The 17,294-nt window shown below is 43.0% G+C and carries 14 protein-coding genes; 2 read left to right on the forward strand and 12 right to left on the reverse strand.

Annotated features, from left to right (window positions below; translation table 11 throughout):
* Positions 1-14: 14 nt before the first annotated feature.
* The 3 genes from ACXJY6_RS04340 to ACXJY6_RS04350 all read right to left on the reverse strand — a co-directional run bounded on the left by ACXJY6_RS04340 (position 15) and on the right by ACXJY6_RS04350 (position 3,781).
* Positions 15-1,010, reverse strand: a complete 996-nt coding sequence (locus ACXJY6_RS04340) for a TRAP transporter substrate-binding protein (protein WP_458767506.1) — start codon at positions 1,008-1,010, stop codon at positions 15-17.
* A gap of 243 nt (positions 1,011-1,253) precedes the next feature.
* Positions 1,254-2,723, reverse strand: a complete 1,470-nt coding sequence (locus tag ACXJY6_RS04345) for a protein adenylyltransferase SelO (protein WP_458767507.1) — start codon at positions 2,721-2,723, stop codon at positions 1,254-1,256.
* A 143-nt stretch (positions 2,724-2,866) separates the two neighbouring features.
* On the reverse strand, positions 2,867-3,781 hold the full coding sequence (locus tag ACXJY6_RS04350; RefSeq protein ID WP_458767508.1) for a hypothetical protein: 915 nt from the start codon (positions 3,779-3,781) through the stop codon (positions 2,867-2,869).
* Positions 3,782-4,175: 394 nt separating this feature from the next.
* Between ACXJY6_RS04350 and ACXJY6_RS04355 the strand changes: the two genes are divergently transcribed.
* Positions 4,176-4,556, forward strand: coding sequence for a TM2 domain-containing protein (locus ACXJY6_RS04355; RefSeq protein WP_456051830.1), 381 nt, complete (start codon positions 4,176-4,178; stop codon positions 4,554-4,556).
* A 100-nt stretch (positions 4,557-4,656) separates the two neighbouring features.
* Here the strand turns inward: ACXJY6_RS04355 and ACXJY6_RS04360 are convergent, their stop codons facing one another.
* From ACXJY6_RS04360 to ACXJY6_RS04395, 8 genes are all read right to left on the reverse strand, one after another.
* Positions 4,657-6,522: a TIGR00341 family protein gene (locus tag ACXJY6_RS04360; protein ID WP_458767509.1), complete on the reverse strand. Its 1,866-nt coding sequence runs from the start codon at positions 6,520-6,522 to the stop codon at positions 4,657-4,659.
* A gap of 114 nt (positions 6,523-6,636) precedes the next feature.
* On the reverse strand, positions 6,637-6,813 hold the full coding sequence (locus ACXJY6_RS04365) for a DUF2986 domain-containing protein (RefSeq protein ID WP_456051828.1): 177 nt from the start codon (positions 6,811-6,813) through the stop codon (positions 6,637-6,639).
* Positions 6,814-7,400: 587 nt separating this feature from the next.
* Entirely contained in the window at positions 7,401-8,096 is a 696-nt protein-coding gene (locus ACXJY6_RS04370; protein ID WP_458767510.1) for an aspartate/glutamate racemase family protein, read from the reverse strand.
* Positions 8,097-8,128: 32 nt separating this feature from the next.
* Entirely contained in the window at positions 8,129-8,797 is a 669-nt protein-coding gene (locus ACXJY6_RS04375) for a DUF3047 domain-containing protein (RefSeq protein ID WP_458767511.1), read from the reverse strand.
* A gap of 214 nt (positions 8,798-9,011) precedes the next feature.
* Positions 9,012-9,905 carry an iron-sulfur cluster-binding protein gene (locus tag ACXJY6_RS04380; RefSeq protein WP_456051825.1) on the reverse strand — a complete coding sequence of 298 codons (894 nt, stop codon included), beginning with the start codon at positions 9,903-9,905 and terminating at the stop codon, positions 9,012-9,014.
* On the reverse strand, positions 9,898-10,920 hold the full coding sequence (locus ACXJY6_RS04385; RefSeq protein WP_458767512.1) for a 4Fe-4S dicluster domain-containing protein: 1,023 nt from the start codon (positions 10,918-10,920) through the stop codon (positions 9,898-9,900). The genes ACXJY6_RS04380 and ACXJY6_RS04385 overlap by 8 nt, the downstream gene beginning before the upstream one ends.
* Positions 10,921-10,945: 25 nt before the next feature.
* Entirely contained in the window at positions 10,946-13,051 is a 2,106-nt protein-coding gene (gene fdhF, locus ACXJY6_RS04390; protein ID WP_458767513.1) for a formate dehydrogenase subunit alpha, read from the reverse strand.
* Positions 13,052-13,291: 240 nt separating this feature from the next.
* Positions 13,292-14,698, reverse strand: coding sequence for an aminotransferase-like domain-containing protein (locus tag ACXJY6_RS04395; protein ID WP_458767514.1), 1,407 nt, complete (start codon positions 14,696-14,698; stop codon positions 13,292-13,294).
* Positions 14,699-14,799: 101 nt separating this feature from the next.
* Here ACXJY6_RS04395 and ACXJY6_RS04400 point away from each other — a divergent pair, with 101 nt between their 5' ends.
* Positions 14,800-15,402: a LysE family translocator gene (locus ACXJY6_RS04400; RefSeq protein ID WP_458767515.1), complete on the forward strand. Its 603-nt coding sequence runs from the start codon at positions 14,800-14,802 to the stop codon at positions 15,400-15,402.
* Between the two features lie 96 nt (positions 15,403-15,498).
* Here ACXJY6_RS04400 and oadA read toward each other — a convergent pair whose 3' ends face one another.
* Complete coding sequence (oadA, locus tag ACXJY6_RS04405) at positions 15,499-17,289, reverse strand: sodium-extruding oxaloacetate decarboxylase subunit alpha (protein WP_458767516.1); 1,791 nt, start codon at positions 17,287-17,289, stop codon at positions 15,499-15,501.
* Positions 17,290-17,294 lie beyond the last annotated feature (5 nt).

The raw sequence follows: 17,294 nt of genomic DNA on the forward strand, positions 1-17,294 counted from the left end.
TAATGTTCTAAGTTCTATTTATTTGAATTTAATGCGGCTTCAATTAAGTCTGCACCAATATCTTTTTCAAACTTAGCCCACATTGGCTTCATCGCAGTTACCCACTCTTGACGTTGTTCTGAACTCAGCTGACGAATCACGCCACCAGCGTCGATAATGTTCTGACGGTTTTCCATGTTGACTCTTGCAGATTCAGCATTTCGAACTTCTGTCACTTCCTGAATAATCGTTCCAAGTTGTGTTCTAATATCGTCTGGTAACCCCTTCCAGAAATCATTTGACGTTACGACCATGTAATCCAAGATTCCGTGATTACTTTCGGTCGTACCATCTTGAACTTCAAAGAATTTCTTGCCGTAAATATTCGACCATGTATTTTCCTGACCATCGATTACTTTGGTTTGTAAGCCACCGTATACTTCTTTAAACGCCATTTTTTGTGGATTTGCGCCAAGTTGTTCAAACTGGGCAACTAACACATCGGATGCTTGAACACGGAATTTCAGACCTTTTGCATCTTCAGGATGAACGAGAGGTTTGTTCGCAGAAAGTTGCTTCATCCCATTGTGCCAAAATGCCAGACCTTGCAATCCACGACGACGCATCGAGTTTTTAAGTGCATCACCTGCTTCAGAGTTTTGGAAACGATCGACGGCTTCGACATCTTCGAATAAGAATGGAAGGTCAAAAATACGGTATTTTTTAGTGAATTTCTCGAACTTAGAAAGCGAAGGAGCAGCAAGTTGAGCATCACCGTTCAATAACGCCTCAAGAACCTTATCATCATCATATAGAGTGGAGTTAGGGAAGACTTGCATGCACACTTTGCCATTCATTTCTTCATTAACACGAGATTCGAGCAGAGAAGCTGCAATTCCTTTTGGGTGCTTATCGGCATTGGTTACATGACTGAACTTGATCACCATTTCACCTGGGTCACAATTCGCAGCAGCGTTGAAACTAGTAACAGCGATAATAGAGGTAGCGAGTAGAGTTAGAGGCTTTATCATTATTGTTCTCCTTGATTTCGGATTTGAACACCTTCAAATGAGTGTTCTTATTTCCTATAGAGCAAGGAGCTTGCCAATTTAGTACAATTTTTTAACAATTCAATTACAACAACAACTTACCGACTACAAAAGCAAGAAATAGCAATATCATTTAAACAGCCTGAATAAAAAATGGGTGGAAATCCACCCATAAAAAGTTCAACTATGTGTCATATTTCGCCATAACAAAATAACACGGAGAAATTATGAAGAGCAGCTAATCTCTAGCTCCTTTCCCCATTGTGGAGGCAACTTAGAATAGTCTTCAAAATCAGGATGTTCAGCAAAAGGATCGCGTAAAAGTGTCATCAAGGTATTGAGTTCGCCATACTCTCCTTGCTCAGCCGCAACTATCGCTTGTTGAGCTAAATAATTTCGCAAAATATATTTAGGGTTCACTTTACGCATCTGCGTACAACGCTGCTCTGCAGTGACTACCTCTCCTTTCGATGATGTTTCTTGTTCACAACGTTTTAGATATTTGGTGACCCAGGATTTCGCACGTTCACGATCAACAAACAGATCGGTCACTTCAGATTCAGGTTGTGAATCGAGATAAGAAAGTTGACGAAAGAAACGTGTGTAATCGACTTTAGAATCGTTCATTAGCGCAAACATTTCCTGAAATAGCTCGGCATCTTTTTCAACGGTACTATTTAGCCCAACTTTTGCTCTCATCTGACGACTAAACTCTTGATTCAAAATAGGTTCATAGCTATCCAACCCTTGCTGAAGTTCTTCATTATCGACTAATGGAGAAAAGCTCTGAGCTAATACTGTGAGATTCCAAAGTCCAATTCTTGGTTGCATATCAAACGAGTATCGCCCTTGATGATCAGAATGATTGCAAATAAACCTTGGGTCATAATCGTCAAGAAAGGCAAATGGCCCATAATCAAAGGTTAACCCAAGAATCGACATATTGTCGGTATTCATTACGCCATGTGCAAAACCCACTGATTGCCAGTGAGCAATAAGCGTTGCTGTTGACTTAACAACCTCAGCGAACAACGCTTGGTATGGATTCTCATGTTGTTCTAGTTCAGGAAAATGCCAATCGATCACATTATCTGCCAACAGTTTGAGTTCTTCATGCTGATTACTGCGATAGAAATATTCAAAATGACCAAAACGTATATGTGACTCCGAGGTGCGAATTAACATCGCACCTTGTTCCGGCTGTTCTCTAAATACCACAGTATCACTACCGATCATTCCTAACGCGCGCGTAGTAGGAATACCTAGTCCATGCATCGCTTCACTGGCCAAATATTCTCTTAAGGTTGAACGCAAGACTGCGCGGCCATCACCAGAGCGAGAATAAGGCGTTAAGCCCGCGCCTTTTAGGTGAATATCATGCAACTTCCCCGTGTTATCTTCAACTTCACCAAGTAACAAACCCCGTCCATCACCGAGCTGTGGATTGTAGACACCAAATTGATGACCTGTGTATTTCATCGCGATCGGCGTTACCGAATCGGGAACTCGCTGGCCTGAAAAAATCGCGAGTAATTCTTCGTTTGGAATGGCTGGAAACCCTAATTCGTGGGCATGAGGCTCATTCCAAGCCACCCAATTCGGATTCTCTAAAGCCATTGGATTCACTGGAGAGTAAAAGCAATCAGGCAGAGAAAGATAACGTTGATGTATTTCTAATGAAGACCAAGAACTCATAACCACACTCTCTAATTAACGCATATCCAGTAACCCTAGGTTAACCTGATACTGCATCATAAATGAGGTTATAAAATAACAAATACCCTAGTTATTTACTAGGGTATTTGGCACACTCAACTTGAAGTGATTTATCTAGCAAACTAATTCGAGCCACATAATTCAGAATGAGTATTCAGTTTGTCCAACAAACCTTCAATCGAATAGATTAACGTCTTCGTTTCCTGATTAAAGTTTGTGTAACGTAAACTCATTGTGGGTGAATTAAGAATTTTTTCCTTTATGTCGGGCACCTCGGTTAAAACAAAACCACGGCTGTTATCCGTTAAGTTGACGTGAACAGGGATATATTGTTCCTTGCCGAAACGCAAAAGTGCGTCTTGACTTTTGTCTCCCAGAAAATCATTTACTACTGCCGTGTAGGATGTCGTTGACGCCTCACATTTCGCTTCAAACAGTGCATGTTGATCATTATCCGGCTGACTGAATGTTACCGATACAGCTTGTTCAAGTTCATCACGTTCAATCGTAATGCGCCAAGTTGATAAGGTATCACTATTTTTGTCCAAATCGAGTCGCTTTGGTGTGTCTGTCTTCTCTTCTTTGGTGATTTGGGATAGCGCCAATAAATCAGACTGGGATTTGACTCCGAGTACACTATCAATAGGCAGATAGTGGTCGATGCGCTCAGTACAGGCTTTAGCATTCGCAATCTTATAAGCAATAATCTGTAACTTTTCGTTTTGGCTTGTTAAATCATTCGAATTCACTTGAATATCGACACCGGCATCAACTCGAGACAGTTCAATATTCAGTTGTCTCAAATTTTCGGTTAGTTCGATCTGCTGAGCATTTTCAATTTGCAACTGTCGCTCTGAGTTCACACATAGCGATACCTTAGATTGCTCAATCCACGCCTTTTGCCCAACCGTCATCGAACTAACCGTTGGAATACCTAACACGCTTGTCGTATCGATAAATGATTTATCGACAGTAAAAGCAAGATTTGGAGCCGAAAATAGTGCAATAGCAAAGACGAAAGGAATCCTCATGTTCATAAACGATCTATCCATAATACGAAGTTGAAAGGCAAGCGATGAAGAAAGGTAAAGTGTACCGTATAACTCACATCTCACGGACCATGATTAGCGGTAATGATGTAACACAAATAAGATTATTTCTTAATCTGGTAGAAGAAATAGAACACAGTCAAAATGTGCAGCAGTGAAAAATAGGTACCTAACATTGTTACGAATCAAACTCATGCATGTTTGATCTGCGCTCTCTAGCTAAATTTCGTTACATTTATATGAAATTGATTTATATTCCAGAGAATATGTTCAAATCAATATGGTTTCATATTAATTATCTCATTATTACAATGGCTTATCTCTTATATTCAGCGTTTGAAAAAGTTAGATTTAAGTCATGTAACATAGGAAAACTGCCATCATGTCATCTGTGGAAACTGCTGAACCTCAAAGCTCTTCTGACAAGCTTGTTAAAGGTCGAAATAAAATTATCGCCGCTGTTATTGCGTTTTTCTTCGGAGGAATTGGTGCACATCGATTTTACCTCGGCCAGAAAAGAAGCTTAATTTACTTAGTATTCTTCTGGACATGTATTCCAGGTATTATTGCGTTCTTTGAATCTATCGTGTTCTTATTTACCTCGAAAGAGAAATGGAATGCCAAATATGGTAACAAACCCGGGCCTTCCAAAAAATTCATTGTCATTATGCTGGCTTTTTTCATCGTATTATTTTCAATTACGTTTCTGTTCGGTCTTCCCGCTTATTATGAGTATTTAGATGAAGTGGCTAAGATTCAATAAACTAATCTAGGGCCTCATAATAAATTAAAGCCACTCCGATTTCGGTATCGAAGTGGCTTTACGCAATGATTCTCTCTAATTTAGCTCGCACATTGTTCAGTTAATACTGCAGCACCGATTTAATTTCGAGCGTCACTTCTTTATCTAATCGTTTCTCAATTTTATCTTTTAACCCGCGGATATCGACTTGATCTAGCGGCCGTTGTGACACCAGTTCGAAACTCAGTTTCATCGGGTTATGCAATGAGCTTACATCTACTTGACGGATACTCATTTGCGAGAGCGACATAGTTTCGACAATACGGATGACTTTCGCCTCTTGTGCCAGATGCACAAAACTAAAACCAAGAGGAATACTAACAATAGCAACGGAAAATAACGCAAGGATCAATCCCTTTCGTGCACGCTCAAATGGTGCAAATCCAAGAATGAGAAACGTCAATGCTGCCGAAAAAACAATTCCAGTCAGGTTCGCGATAAACAGCAACAAACCGCCTGTTGCCACATGCCAAGAAGCCCAACCTAGACCAATACCAGTCACCGCCAATGGAGGCACCAACGCAACCGCAATGGCGACACCTGCCAAACTTTTCGCCGCTTCTGATTTCGCGTGGGCATAAGCGCCCGCAATACCTGAAATGATCGCGACGCCAAGATCGAGCAAGGTAGGACTTAGCCGAACTGAAATTTCGTGAGTCTCAATCCTCATCGGTAATATCCACGACAAGATCATAGCGAAACCAATGGCAACCACCCACCCTATCGTTAGAGTTTTAGCACTGGTTGCCAGCAATTTTTCATCTTGCCGGACAAACGCCATCGCAAGGGAAATAATCGGAGCCATCAGTGGTGCGAGTATCATTGCCCCTATGATTACTGGTGCCGAATCAGCGTACAGCCCAAAACTCGCGAGTAACGTTGAAAGCACCATCATCACCAAAAAACTGGCGCTCACTTTGGCATTTTCGCGAATCTGCAAATACAATTCTTTAAAATCGTCGTCAGCGGCGTGAGAGATCCATGGGAGAGGCTTACCCACTAATGCTTGGATCGCCTGTTTTGACTGGGGAATATCATGAATTCGACGAACATCTTTGTCGATTTTGACGCTCTCCAACAATAATGAATCGCTATCGACAGCGATGTTCAGCTTAACTTCGTCAATCTCCAATTTTATCGAATCAGCTTCAAGTGGACGCTCATCGATTTGATATGTCATCGGCTGGGACGAGCTGACTTCGAATTCATTAGAACGCAAAACACCCAAAAATCCAGGTTGAGACACACTGGAACGAAGCGGTAATGCGAGCAGATACAGTATCAACTGCTGGACGCTTTTCGGAGAAACGACAAGAGCGTAAAGTTGACCGTCGTTAGCGTAAAGATCGGGCAGTAACTTGCGCGATAAATTCGATCCTAATACGTGCGGCGTACAAGTAACTCCAATCGCAGCTGTGACGATTGGATTCTCACAATCACAGTTGATCGTAAATAACTGAGGCTGGTTTTTTGGGTGATTCAATTGACGAAAACGACGCCAAGCGAGTTTAGCTCTTAACCAAATTTGATTTTTATGGCCACCAGGTTGAAAACTAAACACCTGACCAATAACGACTTTATTCAGCACAACGTTATCGTTACATCGGACAACATCCCATTCTAACATCGAACGTTGAGAACTATCCCAAACCACATCCGCCAATGATGAAGGTAAACCGAAACCGCGTTTAGTATGTGGATTGTTAGAATGAGGAAGTATATTCAGTGTGGCTCGCTGAATTTGTGCTTGGTTCAACACATCAGGCATATGAGCATCATCAACCATCACCCACCATTGTTCAAATTCGCCCGCTTTACTCGCTTCCTGTGGCCAATGAACTAATGTATAGATGTCTTGGTCTGAGATGGGATAATTGTCATAGGATTTTTCTTCTACAACCTTATCGATAATTAAGCATTGCGCCATACTAGGGTTATCGCTCTCAATAAACTAACAGATACTTTACCCTAGCATTTTTAAGTATATGAATACCACTAGAGCGCTTTCACGTCTCCGCTACTCACACCATTTATCACAAAATTACTCACTTTGAGAAGCGTCAGATTCAAGAGACTCAATCGATTCACTTTCTTGCTGCGCCATTTTTTCACGCTCAGCTTTCGAAATGTACTTCGGCTTATTACTTTTGTGTAATTTAGCATTTTGTTTCTTTAAGCGTTTTTTCAACGTTTCATTAATTTTCTTTTTACGATTCATACTATGCCGCCGTGATTTTTAACAATTGGGATACTGGTCTCTTTCAAGGCAGAGACAAAAGACACCGCTTTATAGCATGTTTGATTTGGATATCCTATGTTCGCGTCAGTGTCGATCGAGTATCAAGACAAAAAGACGCGAGATTTGCATATTAAACATATATGACAATTTGGCATGGAACTTGTTAGTCATAACTCTGTCATATTCATTGATTACTTTGATGTGGCGGGCAACTTTTTTAGAGAATTAAAAAATAAAAGGTTGCAAATTTCGGCGAAATGTCGTTATTTAAGTAGGTGCCTATCGGTAATCGATAGAGCTTTCTATTCAATATGAAAGAGTTAGAAAGCTAGCACATTTTGAACAACACGCTCATGAAGAGCAATTTTATAGAAGGAGAATACGATGAAAAAGATGAGAAGAGCACAGCTCCATCGAATCCGTATTCAATACTGGAAAGAAACGAAAAACGCAGAAAACGCGAGTAAATAAACTCGTTATTTTAATTGGCTGGCAATTGTTACAATATTCATACTATTGCCAGCTTAAAATGACCTCTCACACCCCTTCAAATTACAATCATCTGATTAACTTTCTAATGCCCACTCAACTGCTTTCATCGCATGAATTTCCGTTGTATCGTAGAGCTTAACTGGTGTGTCGCCTTGTTGAATCAACAACGCAATCTCAGTACAACCTAAAATGACTGCTTCGGCACCATCGTGTTTTAACAGATCGACGATATCTAAATACGAGTTTTTCGATGCTTGATCAATCACGCCAAGACACAGCTCGTCATAGATAACTTGATGGACTTTCTCTCTATTTGGAAGAGAAGGAACTATCACTTCAATTCCGTATTTATCCGTAAGTCTAGACTTATAAAAGTCTTGCTCCATGGTAAAACGAGTGCCAAGTAAACCGACCTTAGATATGCCATCGGCCTTTAATTGTTCCGCCGTTGCATCCGCAATATGAAGAATAGGAATCGACAATTCAGATTCGATTTGGTCGGCCACTTTATGCATTGTATTTGTACATATCATTAAGAAATCAGCGCCACCAGCTTCAACTGACTTGCCTGCACTGGTCAAAATATCGGCAGTTTCTTGCCATTTCCCTCGGTGCTGTAGAATCTCGATGTCAGAAAAATTGACGCTATATAAGCATATTTTTGCCGAATGTAGTCCACCACGCTGTTCACGTACACCCTCATTAATGGCTTTGTAATAGCTGAGTGTCGATTCCCAACTCATTCCTCCGAGCATGCCTATTGTTTTCATTCCTTCACCATCTGTCATCAATATTTCGTGGATTAATCAGCCGTAAACTCAATATCGCCATAATATGCTATCGCCTCTCCTCCACTGTTATCGGTATCAGTCATAATAACCGTGGCGTCGATATAGCGATATTTTTTTAAATTAGCACGCTCACTACCCAAGTCGCCAAACTGACTAATTAAATCTTCATAAACGTTATGTTTTTCAGAGATCCACTTGTTTTGTTGCGCTTGCTTCCCTTGTGTTGCCATCATTTTGACCGCTTTACCCGCAAAGGGGTTATCCCACGCAGTTCCCTGACTTTGGTTACTCGACCATACATAAGAAAGGGCAATCGTATTCCAGAAAAAGACACCACCGTCGATCACCACATAGACCCGCGCAGCAAAATCATCGCCTTCTTTACTTGTTTCATTAATTTGACCAAGTTTCTTTTCAACGAGCCAACGCCAATTAATATATGGTGTTTCCAGTAAATCGATCTTTTCTTCGAAAATAATTCCTGATGCACTCGCTTTGCTTTGGGCCTTTAACACTGTCTCGTGGTCTTTTTCAACGAGGCTATACTGAGTTTCACTCACAAATGATTTAGTCTGCCATTCATCAACTTTGGTATCACCAAAATGGGTTAAGTTATTCGCGTTCACTTGCGTTACAAACAACCAAGTTACTAGACCTAAACGTGAAGCGTAGCGATTCAAAATAAAAACGAGCCTATAAATATATAACGTAATCCTATGATAGGAAATTTAAACCAAAGTTCCACGTCTAGTTCGAGGCAGGATGATCAAATCTAACTCGCAAACCAAAAAAAGCTGCTCAAATCTAATTTAAGCAGCTTCCAATTCATTTATGCGGTTAAGCATTGATCGCAGATCTGTTTTGCTCGTTACAAAAACCGCTCACGCTATATGATTAACTTCGACAACAACTCGACGTACTTGCAGCCATATCAACGGGTTCAGATGGTGCTTTAATCGCACGTTCCTTCACCACCAATTCACCTAGCTGATCCCAACGGTAAGTCGGGCCATCCATGCATACTAAGTCATCAGCAACATAACAGTGGCCGCAAAGCCCAACACCACAGTGCATCCGCCGTTCAAGAGATAACCAAAGGTGATCCGCTGGGTGACCATGTTCAGTCATAATCCGACATACCGCTTCCATCATGCCTTCTGGACCACAAGTAATGACGTGATCGAATGGACCATGTTCGGACTCGATCTGGTTGAGGTTATCGACAAGTTTGCGACCATGCATATACTCACCTTTCGCATTGTCGATGTCATCAACCGCTTGGCAAAGCGTACATTGCTTTAACCAACGTTCGCGCTCTTCTTTCATTACCAACATTTCTTCATTACGCGCACTAAAGTAGACAACGGGAGGTGAGCCTGCCCCGATTAATGCATCGATTTGGGCCGCAACCGGCGCTAAACCAACACCACCGGCGATCACTAACACTTTGGTACCAGACAGATCGGGCCATCCTTTCCCAAATGGGCCTCGAGCTCCCAATAGATCACCGTCTTTATGATTAAACAGCGCTTCTGTTAGAGAACCAATACGACGAATTAAGGCAACAAAACGCCCCGCTTTATCCGGCATTCCCGCATAAGTAAACGCCGCTTCTCCATATCCTGGAATGGATAACATAAAAAACTGACCAGGCTGAACCTTACAAGGATGCGCAAAGTCGGGTAACCCCTTGCTCACATCTGTTGGTTCAAAGGTAAAATGGACAATATCAGTGCCATCTTCATAACGTTCCACTAAACGAATCGATTCCGGGGTTAAATTAAGCATTTGAAATTTTCTCCATTATGGAATGAACACCAACTGAGCCTGGGCAAGTTGTTTCGCAACGACCGCAACCGACACAGCCATACCGCCCCATTCTCTTAACAATATCTTCTGAAAATTTGTGATACCAAAAGCGATACATCCTGCGCCCTGCTTCAGCCGCAGGGTTAGCTCCACTGGCTTCTTTTTGGAAACCCACCATCAAGCATGAGTCCCACACCCGCTGTCTAACATAAGTGTCCCCTTGCTTGTTATCTCTGGTGGTATAACAACTGCAGGTCGGACAGATCTGGCTACAACCCGAGCAGCTAATACATTGATGAGCAAAACGATCCCAGTGTTCATCCGGTACTGCTCGAGCATTAATCCGTTGTATCCCGTTTATAATATGGGTATCACTTTTGAATTCGGCTTCGGTATGACGAAGATTCATTTCTCGCCACGAATGCCAACTGTTATCAGCCGGGCGCAGATTCATTCCACTTACCGCTGCTTGGCCATTATCACTGCTACAAATCAACCACCAACCTTGCATATCACCGCCAATGGTTGGCATTGGCGTTAAAATCAGATCCGCTATCTCATTTTTAACTTGTGGGCCAGCATCAACACTTCGACAAAACCCATTTTCACACGGACTTGAACAGTCAAGCCCTACCAATAACGTCTTTTGACGACGGGCTTGGTAATATGGGTCATGTTCAAAGTGCTTGTCTTGATAAGCAATCGCGGTCAAATCACAGGCTTTAACCCCAAAAAGCACTTGAGGGCCGTGCTGCGGTTTCATTTCCTCAAATGTGTTGCTATCAAAAACAAACAGAAACTCCAACTCAGAGAAAAACATGCTTTTGGGTGACATTAACGGTCGTAATTCAGGGTGAAAATGAGCAACTTCGCCATGGGCAATTGCTTCCCAAACACTGTTGCCTGTTCCATTATCCACCGGTTGATATACGGTATTTCTCAGGGCTAACCAATCTCGTAAATGTTCAATTCGATCCAGTTCGTATGCATACATAATTATTCGGTTCCTTTATTCCCAATCATTCGGCAGTTGCAACTGCTTCACCGGCGGCTTTTAGCACATTAATCGGTCTTGGCTCAGCATCTCTAGCCAATGGTTCAACACGCACTGCGCAAGCCTTAAGTTCCGGCATACGCGTGACAGGGTCTTGCGCATCATTGGTTAACTGATTCGATGGAATATCAAAAAAGTGATAAGGAATGCTGATCAAACCAGGGGGAACTTGATCGGTCACAATAATCCGAGTTTCAAGGTATCCACGACGAGAACGAACACCAACTGGAGCATAGTTAAATAACCCTTGGTTGGTCGCATCTCTTGGATTCATATACAACAACCCCTTAGGTGATTCACGTTCTAACAGAGGCGATTTTCGCGTCATCGAACCACAGCCATAATGGAAGTGGAAACGAATCGTAGTGAGATAGTATGGGTAGTCTTTGTCTGGCTGTTCCGCTGTTGGCATATGGTGGACTGGCAATAGCCGAGCTTTGCCAATCGGAAAACCACGTTCATGGAGTACCGCGGAACCATCAGGATGTTGAATATCACAAGGCCATTGTAACCCTTGAGCATCTTCCAGACGTGGGTAACTCATTTGTGAATAGATCGATGTCAATGATACGATTTCATCAAACACTTCTTCTGAGCTATTCCAGTCAAACCCTTCTGCGCCAAACAACTTGGCAAGCTTACTCATCATCTGCCAGTCACTCATGCACTCGCCTGGTGGATTAACGGCTTTACGAACCCGTTGTACACGACGTTCACAGTTGGCGAAGGTACCATCTTTCTCGGCAAAGCTCGCAGCGGGAAGAACAACATCAGCAAGCTGAGCCGTCTCGGTCATCATCAGTTCTACCACGACCAAGCAATCAATTTTCTTCAATGACTTAGTGACTTGGTTTTGGTCTGGGTCGGTAACAACGGGATCTTCACCAAAAATCATCATGGCATGAAATTGGTCCTGTAACGCTGCCTCATTCATACCTAAAGACGTCATGCCCGGCTTCTCGGCGACAGTCGTTCCCCAAGCTCGGCTAAATTTATCTCGAACTGCTTCATCATCGGTCGATTGATAGCCGGGGAAGACACCAGGTAAACAGCCCATATCACATGCGCCCTGCACGTTATTTTGACCGCGAAGAGGATTGATCCCAGCTCCCGGTTTGCCAACCTGACCACATACCAAGGCAAGGTTTGAAATTGCGATCACGTTATTTGTGCCACTGACATATTGTGTCACACCCATACCGTAGGCGAGGAATGCAGCTCTTGCATGACTGTATAAACGCGCAAATTGAATTTGCTGATCAACCGGCACACCCGTTATTTCAAACACTTTCTCTGGGGTGTATTCCGCCACGGATTTGCGCAGTAAGTTTAGGTTCTCACAACGCTCACTTAAGAAAGCTTCATCTTCCCAGCCTTTGTCGAGAATGATATTAACCAGCCCATTTAACAACGCAACGTTGGTGCCTAATCGAAGTTGTAAATGCACATCGGCCATTTCAGCAAGACGAGTACGACGAGGGTCAACCACCATCAACAACGCGCCGGCTTCTTTTGCTTTAATAATGTCACTGCCAATAATCGAGTGACTCTCAGTTGGGTCACACCCAAACACGACAATTACATCAGCCTTGGTTACATCTGCAATGCTGTTGGTCATTGCTCCTGAACCTACCGTCTGGCGTAATCCCGCAACAGAGGGGCTGTGACAAATTCGAGCACAGTGATCAATATTGTTGGTTTTCAATACTGCACGACCAAATTTCTGAATCGCGTAGTTATCTTCATTGGTTGCACGAGCACAACTGATCATTCCAACGGACTGTGGGCCATGATGGTCGCGATAGTAGCTAAATTGTTCATGAATAAGCGATAATGCTTCTTCCCAGCTGGCTTCGCGAAAGCCATCGCCTTCGCGAATCATTGGGCTTGTGATGCGGTTTTCATGACCTGTTGCGAAAGCGGAGCTCCACCCTTTAGAGCAAAGTCGACCTTTACTAATGGGGTGACCAACGAGAGGTTCAACCCCGATAACTTTATCGCCTTGACTTCTCAATCCAATACCGCAACCCGTACCGCAGTATGGGCAAATCGTAGACGTTGTTTTCGTCATAACGTGATCCTTTATTTAAGCAAACATGCACCGAGATGAATGAAGTCGAACACTAAGATTGACTGGTGCAAATAATCCAATGACTCAGAAGGCCGGATTGTGAATCACAAGATACCCTACAATTAGTAAGTGAATGTGTGATGAACCGTGGGGATTTGAGGTACTTGTATGATAATTGGCTTTGCATATATGGAAGGGAGGAGCACTTGACGTCATCTAGAGTGACGACGTCACTTACGATTAAATGACCACGTCTTGTTGGTTATATACCTGTTGCAAAGCGCACTCAAACACATCAACGCCGTGGTCAAACTGGTTTCGCGTCGTAAAACCACCAAGGGAAACTCGGAAACCCTGTTGACTTGGCCGTTGAGGATTAAACGAACAAAAAAGATCATAGGGACGAACTTTAATTCGGTTCGAGATTAAGACTCGATTAAAATGGTCAGCCTGTATGGAGCCGGGTAAGGTTAACCAAACATTTAGTCCACCTTGTCGTGTAACGACGCCATATCGAGCTGCCATCTCAGAAAACCTGGTGCGCCGGTATCGAATTTCATCGGCTAAGTACGCTTGGTTTTGTTTAAATTCATCACTTAATATAAAGCGGCTACCTAGCTCAAAACTGATCGTTGGTACCATCCAAGATTGACTATGAATGTGCTCATTGAACTTTTGCTGCCACTTCTCTGGAACTAGGGTATAAGCAATCCTCAACCCGCCGGCGACATATTTCGACAAACTAGATACATAAAATACACGATCTTGGGCACGCTGCTGTAGAGGTATACGCCAATCCTCAGGTAAACAATAGTTAACATCATCTTCAATAATGTAAAATTGATATTCTCTACTGAGTTCAACAATACGATCGAGCTGGTTGATGCTATACCGCGTATTGGTTGGGTTCTGCATATTTGGGGTGATATAAAGCAACTTTGGCTTAAACTGCTTACAATATTGTTCTAAAACGTCTAGATCCAACCCTTCGTCAGTAATTGGAACTCCTAAAGGGGTTGTATGACTTGCATCCATGGCACGAAAGAACCCCGGATAACTGAGTTCTTCATGTAAAATATAATCTTCTGCTCGAGTCAACAATTGCAGACAGGTATAGATTCCCTGTTGTGCGCCGTAAGTAAAACAAATATCGCTTTTATCCGCTTGAATATCGCGCGTAGCAAGCCACGAGAGAAATGTCGTTTTGTGTCTCTCAACTCCCTGATACGAATAATTCATCACACTTTCTATTGCGCCGATATCATTGGCCAATGCAGACAGCGTTTTTTTGACCAACAATTGCTGACCCAACATAGGCTGCATGCTTGAAGCAAAATCGTATTCATTAGATACGCTATTCTCTGAATTAGAAGAGTGTGAATCCAGCGACAAAGTTACATAGGTCCCAGCCCCTAACTTTGCCGTTACAATCCCTTTTCTTTCGAGATAAGCATACGCTCTAGTGACAGTACCATGGGTGATATTCAATGCGTCTGCCAGCTGTCGTTGGGGAGGCAGTTTTTGCTTATCGACTAGCTCCCCTTCATGGATCGCCTGTTCAATAACCCACGCTAGTGCTTGGTATTTCGGATAACTTTCACATGCTAATGTAAATTTGTCGGGATCGACTTCTGAAATTGTACCCATAACAATAAAATCCTTGATCATATTTGTATCAAATGAGAGCTTATATAAAGGATACAATATTAATTGTATCGATACAATTAACATCTAACAGGGCACACGACATGAATAACGAACTAATCAATATTATCCCCTCTCTAGCGCTCTTCTGCTTTATCTCAACAGTCACTCCGGGCCCAAACAATATTCTACTCGCCCATTCCGCAGCCCAATTTGGAGTCGTTAAAACGCTTCCTCACGTTCTTGGTATACGTTGTGGGATGACCATTCTCCATTTCACAATTTTGCTTGGACTGGGGCAATTATTTGAACGTTGGCCAACGACTCACACTATCTGTACTTACATTGCCGCTGGTTATATTGTTTACATGTCACTCAAGATTGCGTTTGCAAAGGTACACAATATCAACAAAGATGCAAAGCCAATGGGAATTGTTGAAGCGGCGTTGTTTCAGGTGATAAACCCTAAGTCATGGGCTAACTTGATGACAGCAAGCAGCGTATTTACCTTAACGGGTGATTTGTTTTGGCCTTCAGCCCTACTCTGTATTCTATTTTTTAACACCGCGACCTTACCGGGAACCTTTATGTGGATCACAATTGGGAAGTTGGTTTCGAAGCAACTGCAACACCCGACTTACAATCGAGTGTTTAATCTCGCAATGGGTTTATTGTTGCTGATGACCTTACCGATGATTTTTCTGTAACCTAAGTATATTGTTAACCTAGGCACATCGCTCACTTAAGCACATTGGATACTCCAAGTATGATGTATCCAATGTGCATATTACGTTTTAATCACCTCATGCGATTTCGATGAGCGCTTCACCTGGCGTGACACGGTCGCCTTTGCTAACGTGAACCGCTTGAACTGTTCCTGCCACACTTGAATGAATTTCGGTTTCCATTTTCATCGCTTCTGCAATCAGCACAGCTTGTCCGGCATCGACCTTGTCACCTTCTTTTACTAACACCTCAACGACATTACCTGGCATCGTAGCGGTCACGTCTCCCGGTTCTGTGACTCGTTTACGACCCTTATGTTGACCATCGTCTACATATTCATTGAGCGACTCGTAAATCACTTCACGAGGAACACCGTCCATTGACATATAGATCTTACGTTTACCACCACCAAAATCACCAACTCCCGTAACCGCGATATCGTAACTTTCACCAGAAACATCAATCTTAAACTCTGTCGCCATTGCCATTTTCGATTCCGCTTGCTCTACGGGAATCAACACTTCAGGGACCAATGTATTTTCGGCACGTTGTGCTAAGAATTCCCGTCCAAGGTCTGGGAACATCGCAAACGTCAGTACATCTTCATCACTCTCAGCAAGTTCACCGATCTCCTCTTTAAGTCGGCTCATTTCGGGAGTCAGTTGATCCGCCGGACGCCCTTCCATCACAATTTCGTTACCGATGGCTTTCTTCTGTAATTCCAAATCGACCGCAGAAGGGGCTGCGCCATAGCCACCTTGAAGGTAGCGCTTCACTTCATTGGTGATGGTCTTGTAACGTTCACCGGCCAAAACGTTGTATACCGCTTGAGTTCCAACAATCTGAGAGGTTGGTGTCACTAAAGGAGGAAATCCAAGATCCGCTCGAACTCGTGGTATTTCAGCAAACACTTCACCTATTTTATCCAGTGCATTTTGCTCTTTGAGCTGGTTTGCCAGATTCGACATCATTCCACCCGGCACTTGATTGATTTGAACTGAAACATCTTCTCGAGTAAATTCCGATTCAAATTGATGATACTTTTTGCGTACGTCTTGAAAGTAATCGGCAATTTCCCCGAGCTGGCTCAAGTTCATTCCAGTATCAAACTCTGTTCCTCTTAATGCCGCTACCTGTGATTCACATGCTGGATGACTTGTGCCACCAGCAAACGAAGAGATTGCGGTATCAATTCCACTTGCCCCTGCTTCAATCGCCTTCATTTGGCATAACGATGCCAGCCCCGCGGTATTGTGACTATGAATAACCATAGGAATATCGACCGCCGATTTAAGAGCTTTGACTAGATCGTATGTCGCGTATGGCGTCAGTAAACCTGCCATGTCTTTAATCGCGATAGAGTCCGCGCCCATATTAACCAGATCTTTGGCTTGCTGAACAAATAACGCTTCAGTGTGTACTGGACTGGTGGTGTAACAAATCGTGCCTTGGGCGTGTTTTCCAGCCGCTTTAACAGCTTTCATCGCGGTTTCAAGGTTACGTAAATCATTTAACGCATCGAAAACACGAAACACATCGATACCATTCTCAGCCGCTTTGTGAACAAATGCTTCAACAACGTCATCGGCATAATGGCGATAACCTAATAAGTTTTGCCCGCGCAGTAACATCTGCAATTGACTATTTGGCAAGGCTTGACGTAGCGCACGTAAACGCGCCCACGGATCTTCTTTAAGAAAGCGTACACAAGCATCAAACGTCGCGCCTCCCCATACTTCTAAAGACCAGAATCCAGCTTGGTCGAGGGCATCGCAAATTGGCAGCATGTCTTCGGTACGCATACGCGTCGCAATTAACGACTGATGGGCATCGCGTAGAGTAACGTCAGTAATCTGGATTTTGCTCATTGGTT

The organism is Vibrio phycocola (assembly GCF_054404255.1).

Excerpts from the sequence above, each read along its gene's own strand:
- ACXJY6_RS04340 (WP_458767506.1), bottom strand. The coding sequence starts at position 1,010 with ATGATAAAGCCTCTAACTCTACTCGCTACCTCTATTATCGCTGTTACT.
- ACXJY6_RS04345 (WP_458767507.1), bottom strand. The coding sequence starts at position 2,723 with ATGAGTTCTTGGTCTTCATTAGAAATACATCAACGTTATCTTTCTCTG.
- ACXJY6_RS04350 (WP_458767508.1), bottom strand. The coding sequence starts at position 3,781 with ATGAACATGAGGATTCCTTTCGTCTTTGCTATTGCACTATTTTCGGCT.
- ACXJY6_RS04355 (WP_456051830.1), top strand. The coding sequence starts at position 4,176 with ATGTCATCTGTGGAAACTGCTGAACCTCAAAGCTCTTCTGACAAGCTT.
- ACXJY6_RS04360 (WP_458767509.1), bottom strand. The coding sequence starts at position 6,522 with ATGGCGCAATGCTTAATTATCGATAAGGTTGTAGAAGAAAAATCCTAT.
- ACXJY6_RS04365 (WP_456051828.1), bottom strand. The coding sequence starts at position 6,813 with ATGAATCGTAAAAAGAAAATTAATGAAACGTTGAAAAAACGCTTAAAG.
- ACXJY6_RS04370 (WP_458767510.1), bottom strand. The coding sequence starts at position 8,096 with ATGAAAACAATAGGCATGCTCGGAGGAATGAGTTGGGAATCGACACTC.
- ACXJY6_RS04380 (WP_456051825.1), bottom strand. The coding sequence starts at position 9,905 with ATGCTTAATTTAACCCCGGAATCGATTCGTTTAGTGGAACGTTATGAA.
- ACXJY6_RS04385 (WP_458767512.1), bottom strand. The coding sequence starts at position 10,920 with ATGTATGCATACGAACTGGATCGAATTGAACATTTACGAGATTGGTTA.
- fdhF (WP_458767513.1), bottom strand. The coding sequence starts at position 13,051 with ATGACGAAAACAACGTCTACGATTTGCCCATACTGCGGTACGGGTTGC.
- ACXJY6_RS04395 (WP_458767514.1), bottom strand. The coding sequence starts at position 14,698 with ATGGGTACAATTTCAGAAGTCGATCCCGACAAATTTACATTAGCATGT.
- ACXJY6_RS04400 (WP_458767515.1), top strand. The coding sequence starts at position 14,800 with ATGAATAACGAACTAATCAATATTATCCCCTCTCTAGCGCTCTTCTGC.
- oadA (WP_458767516.1), bottom strand. The coding sequence starts at position 17,289 with ATGAGCAAAATCCAGATTACTGACGTTACTCTACGCGATGCCCATCAG.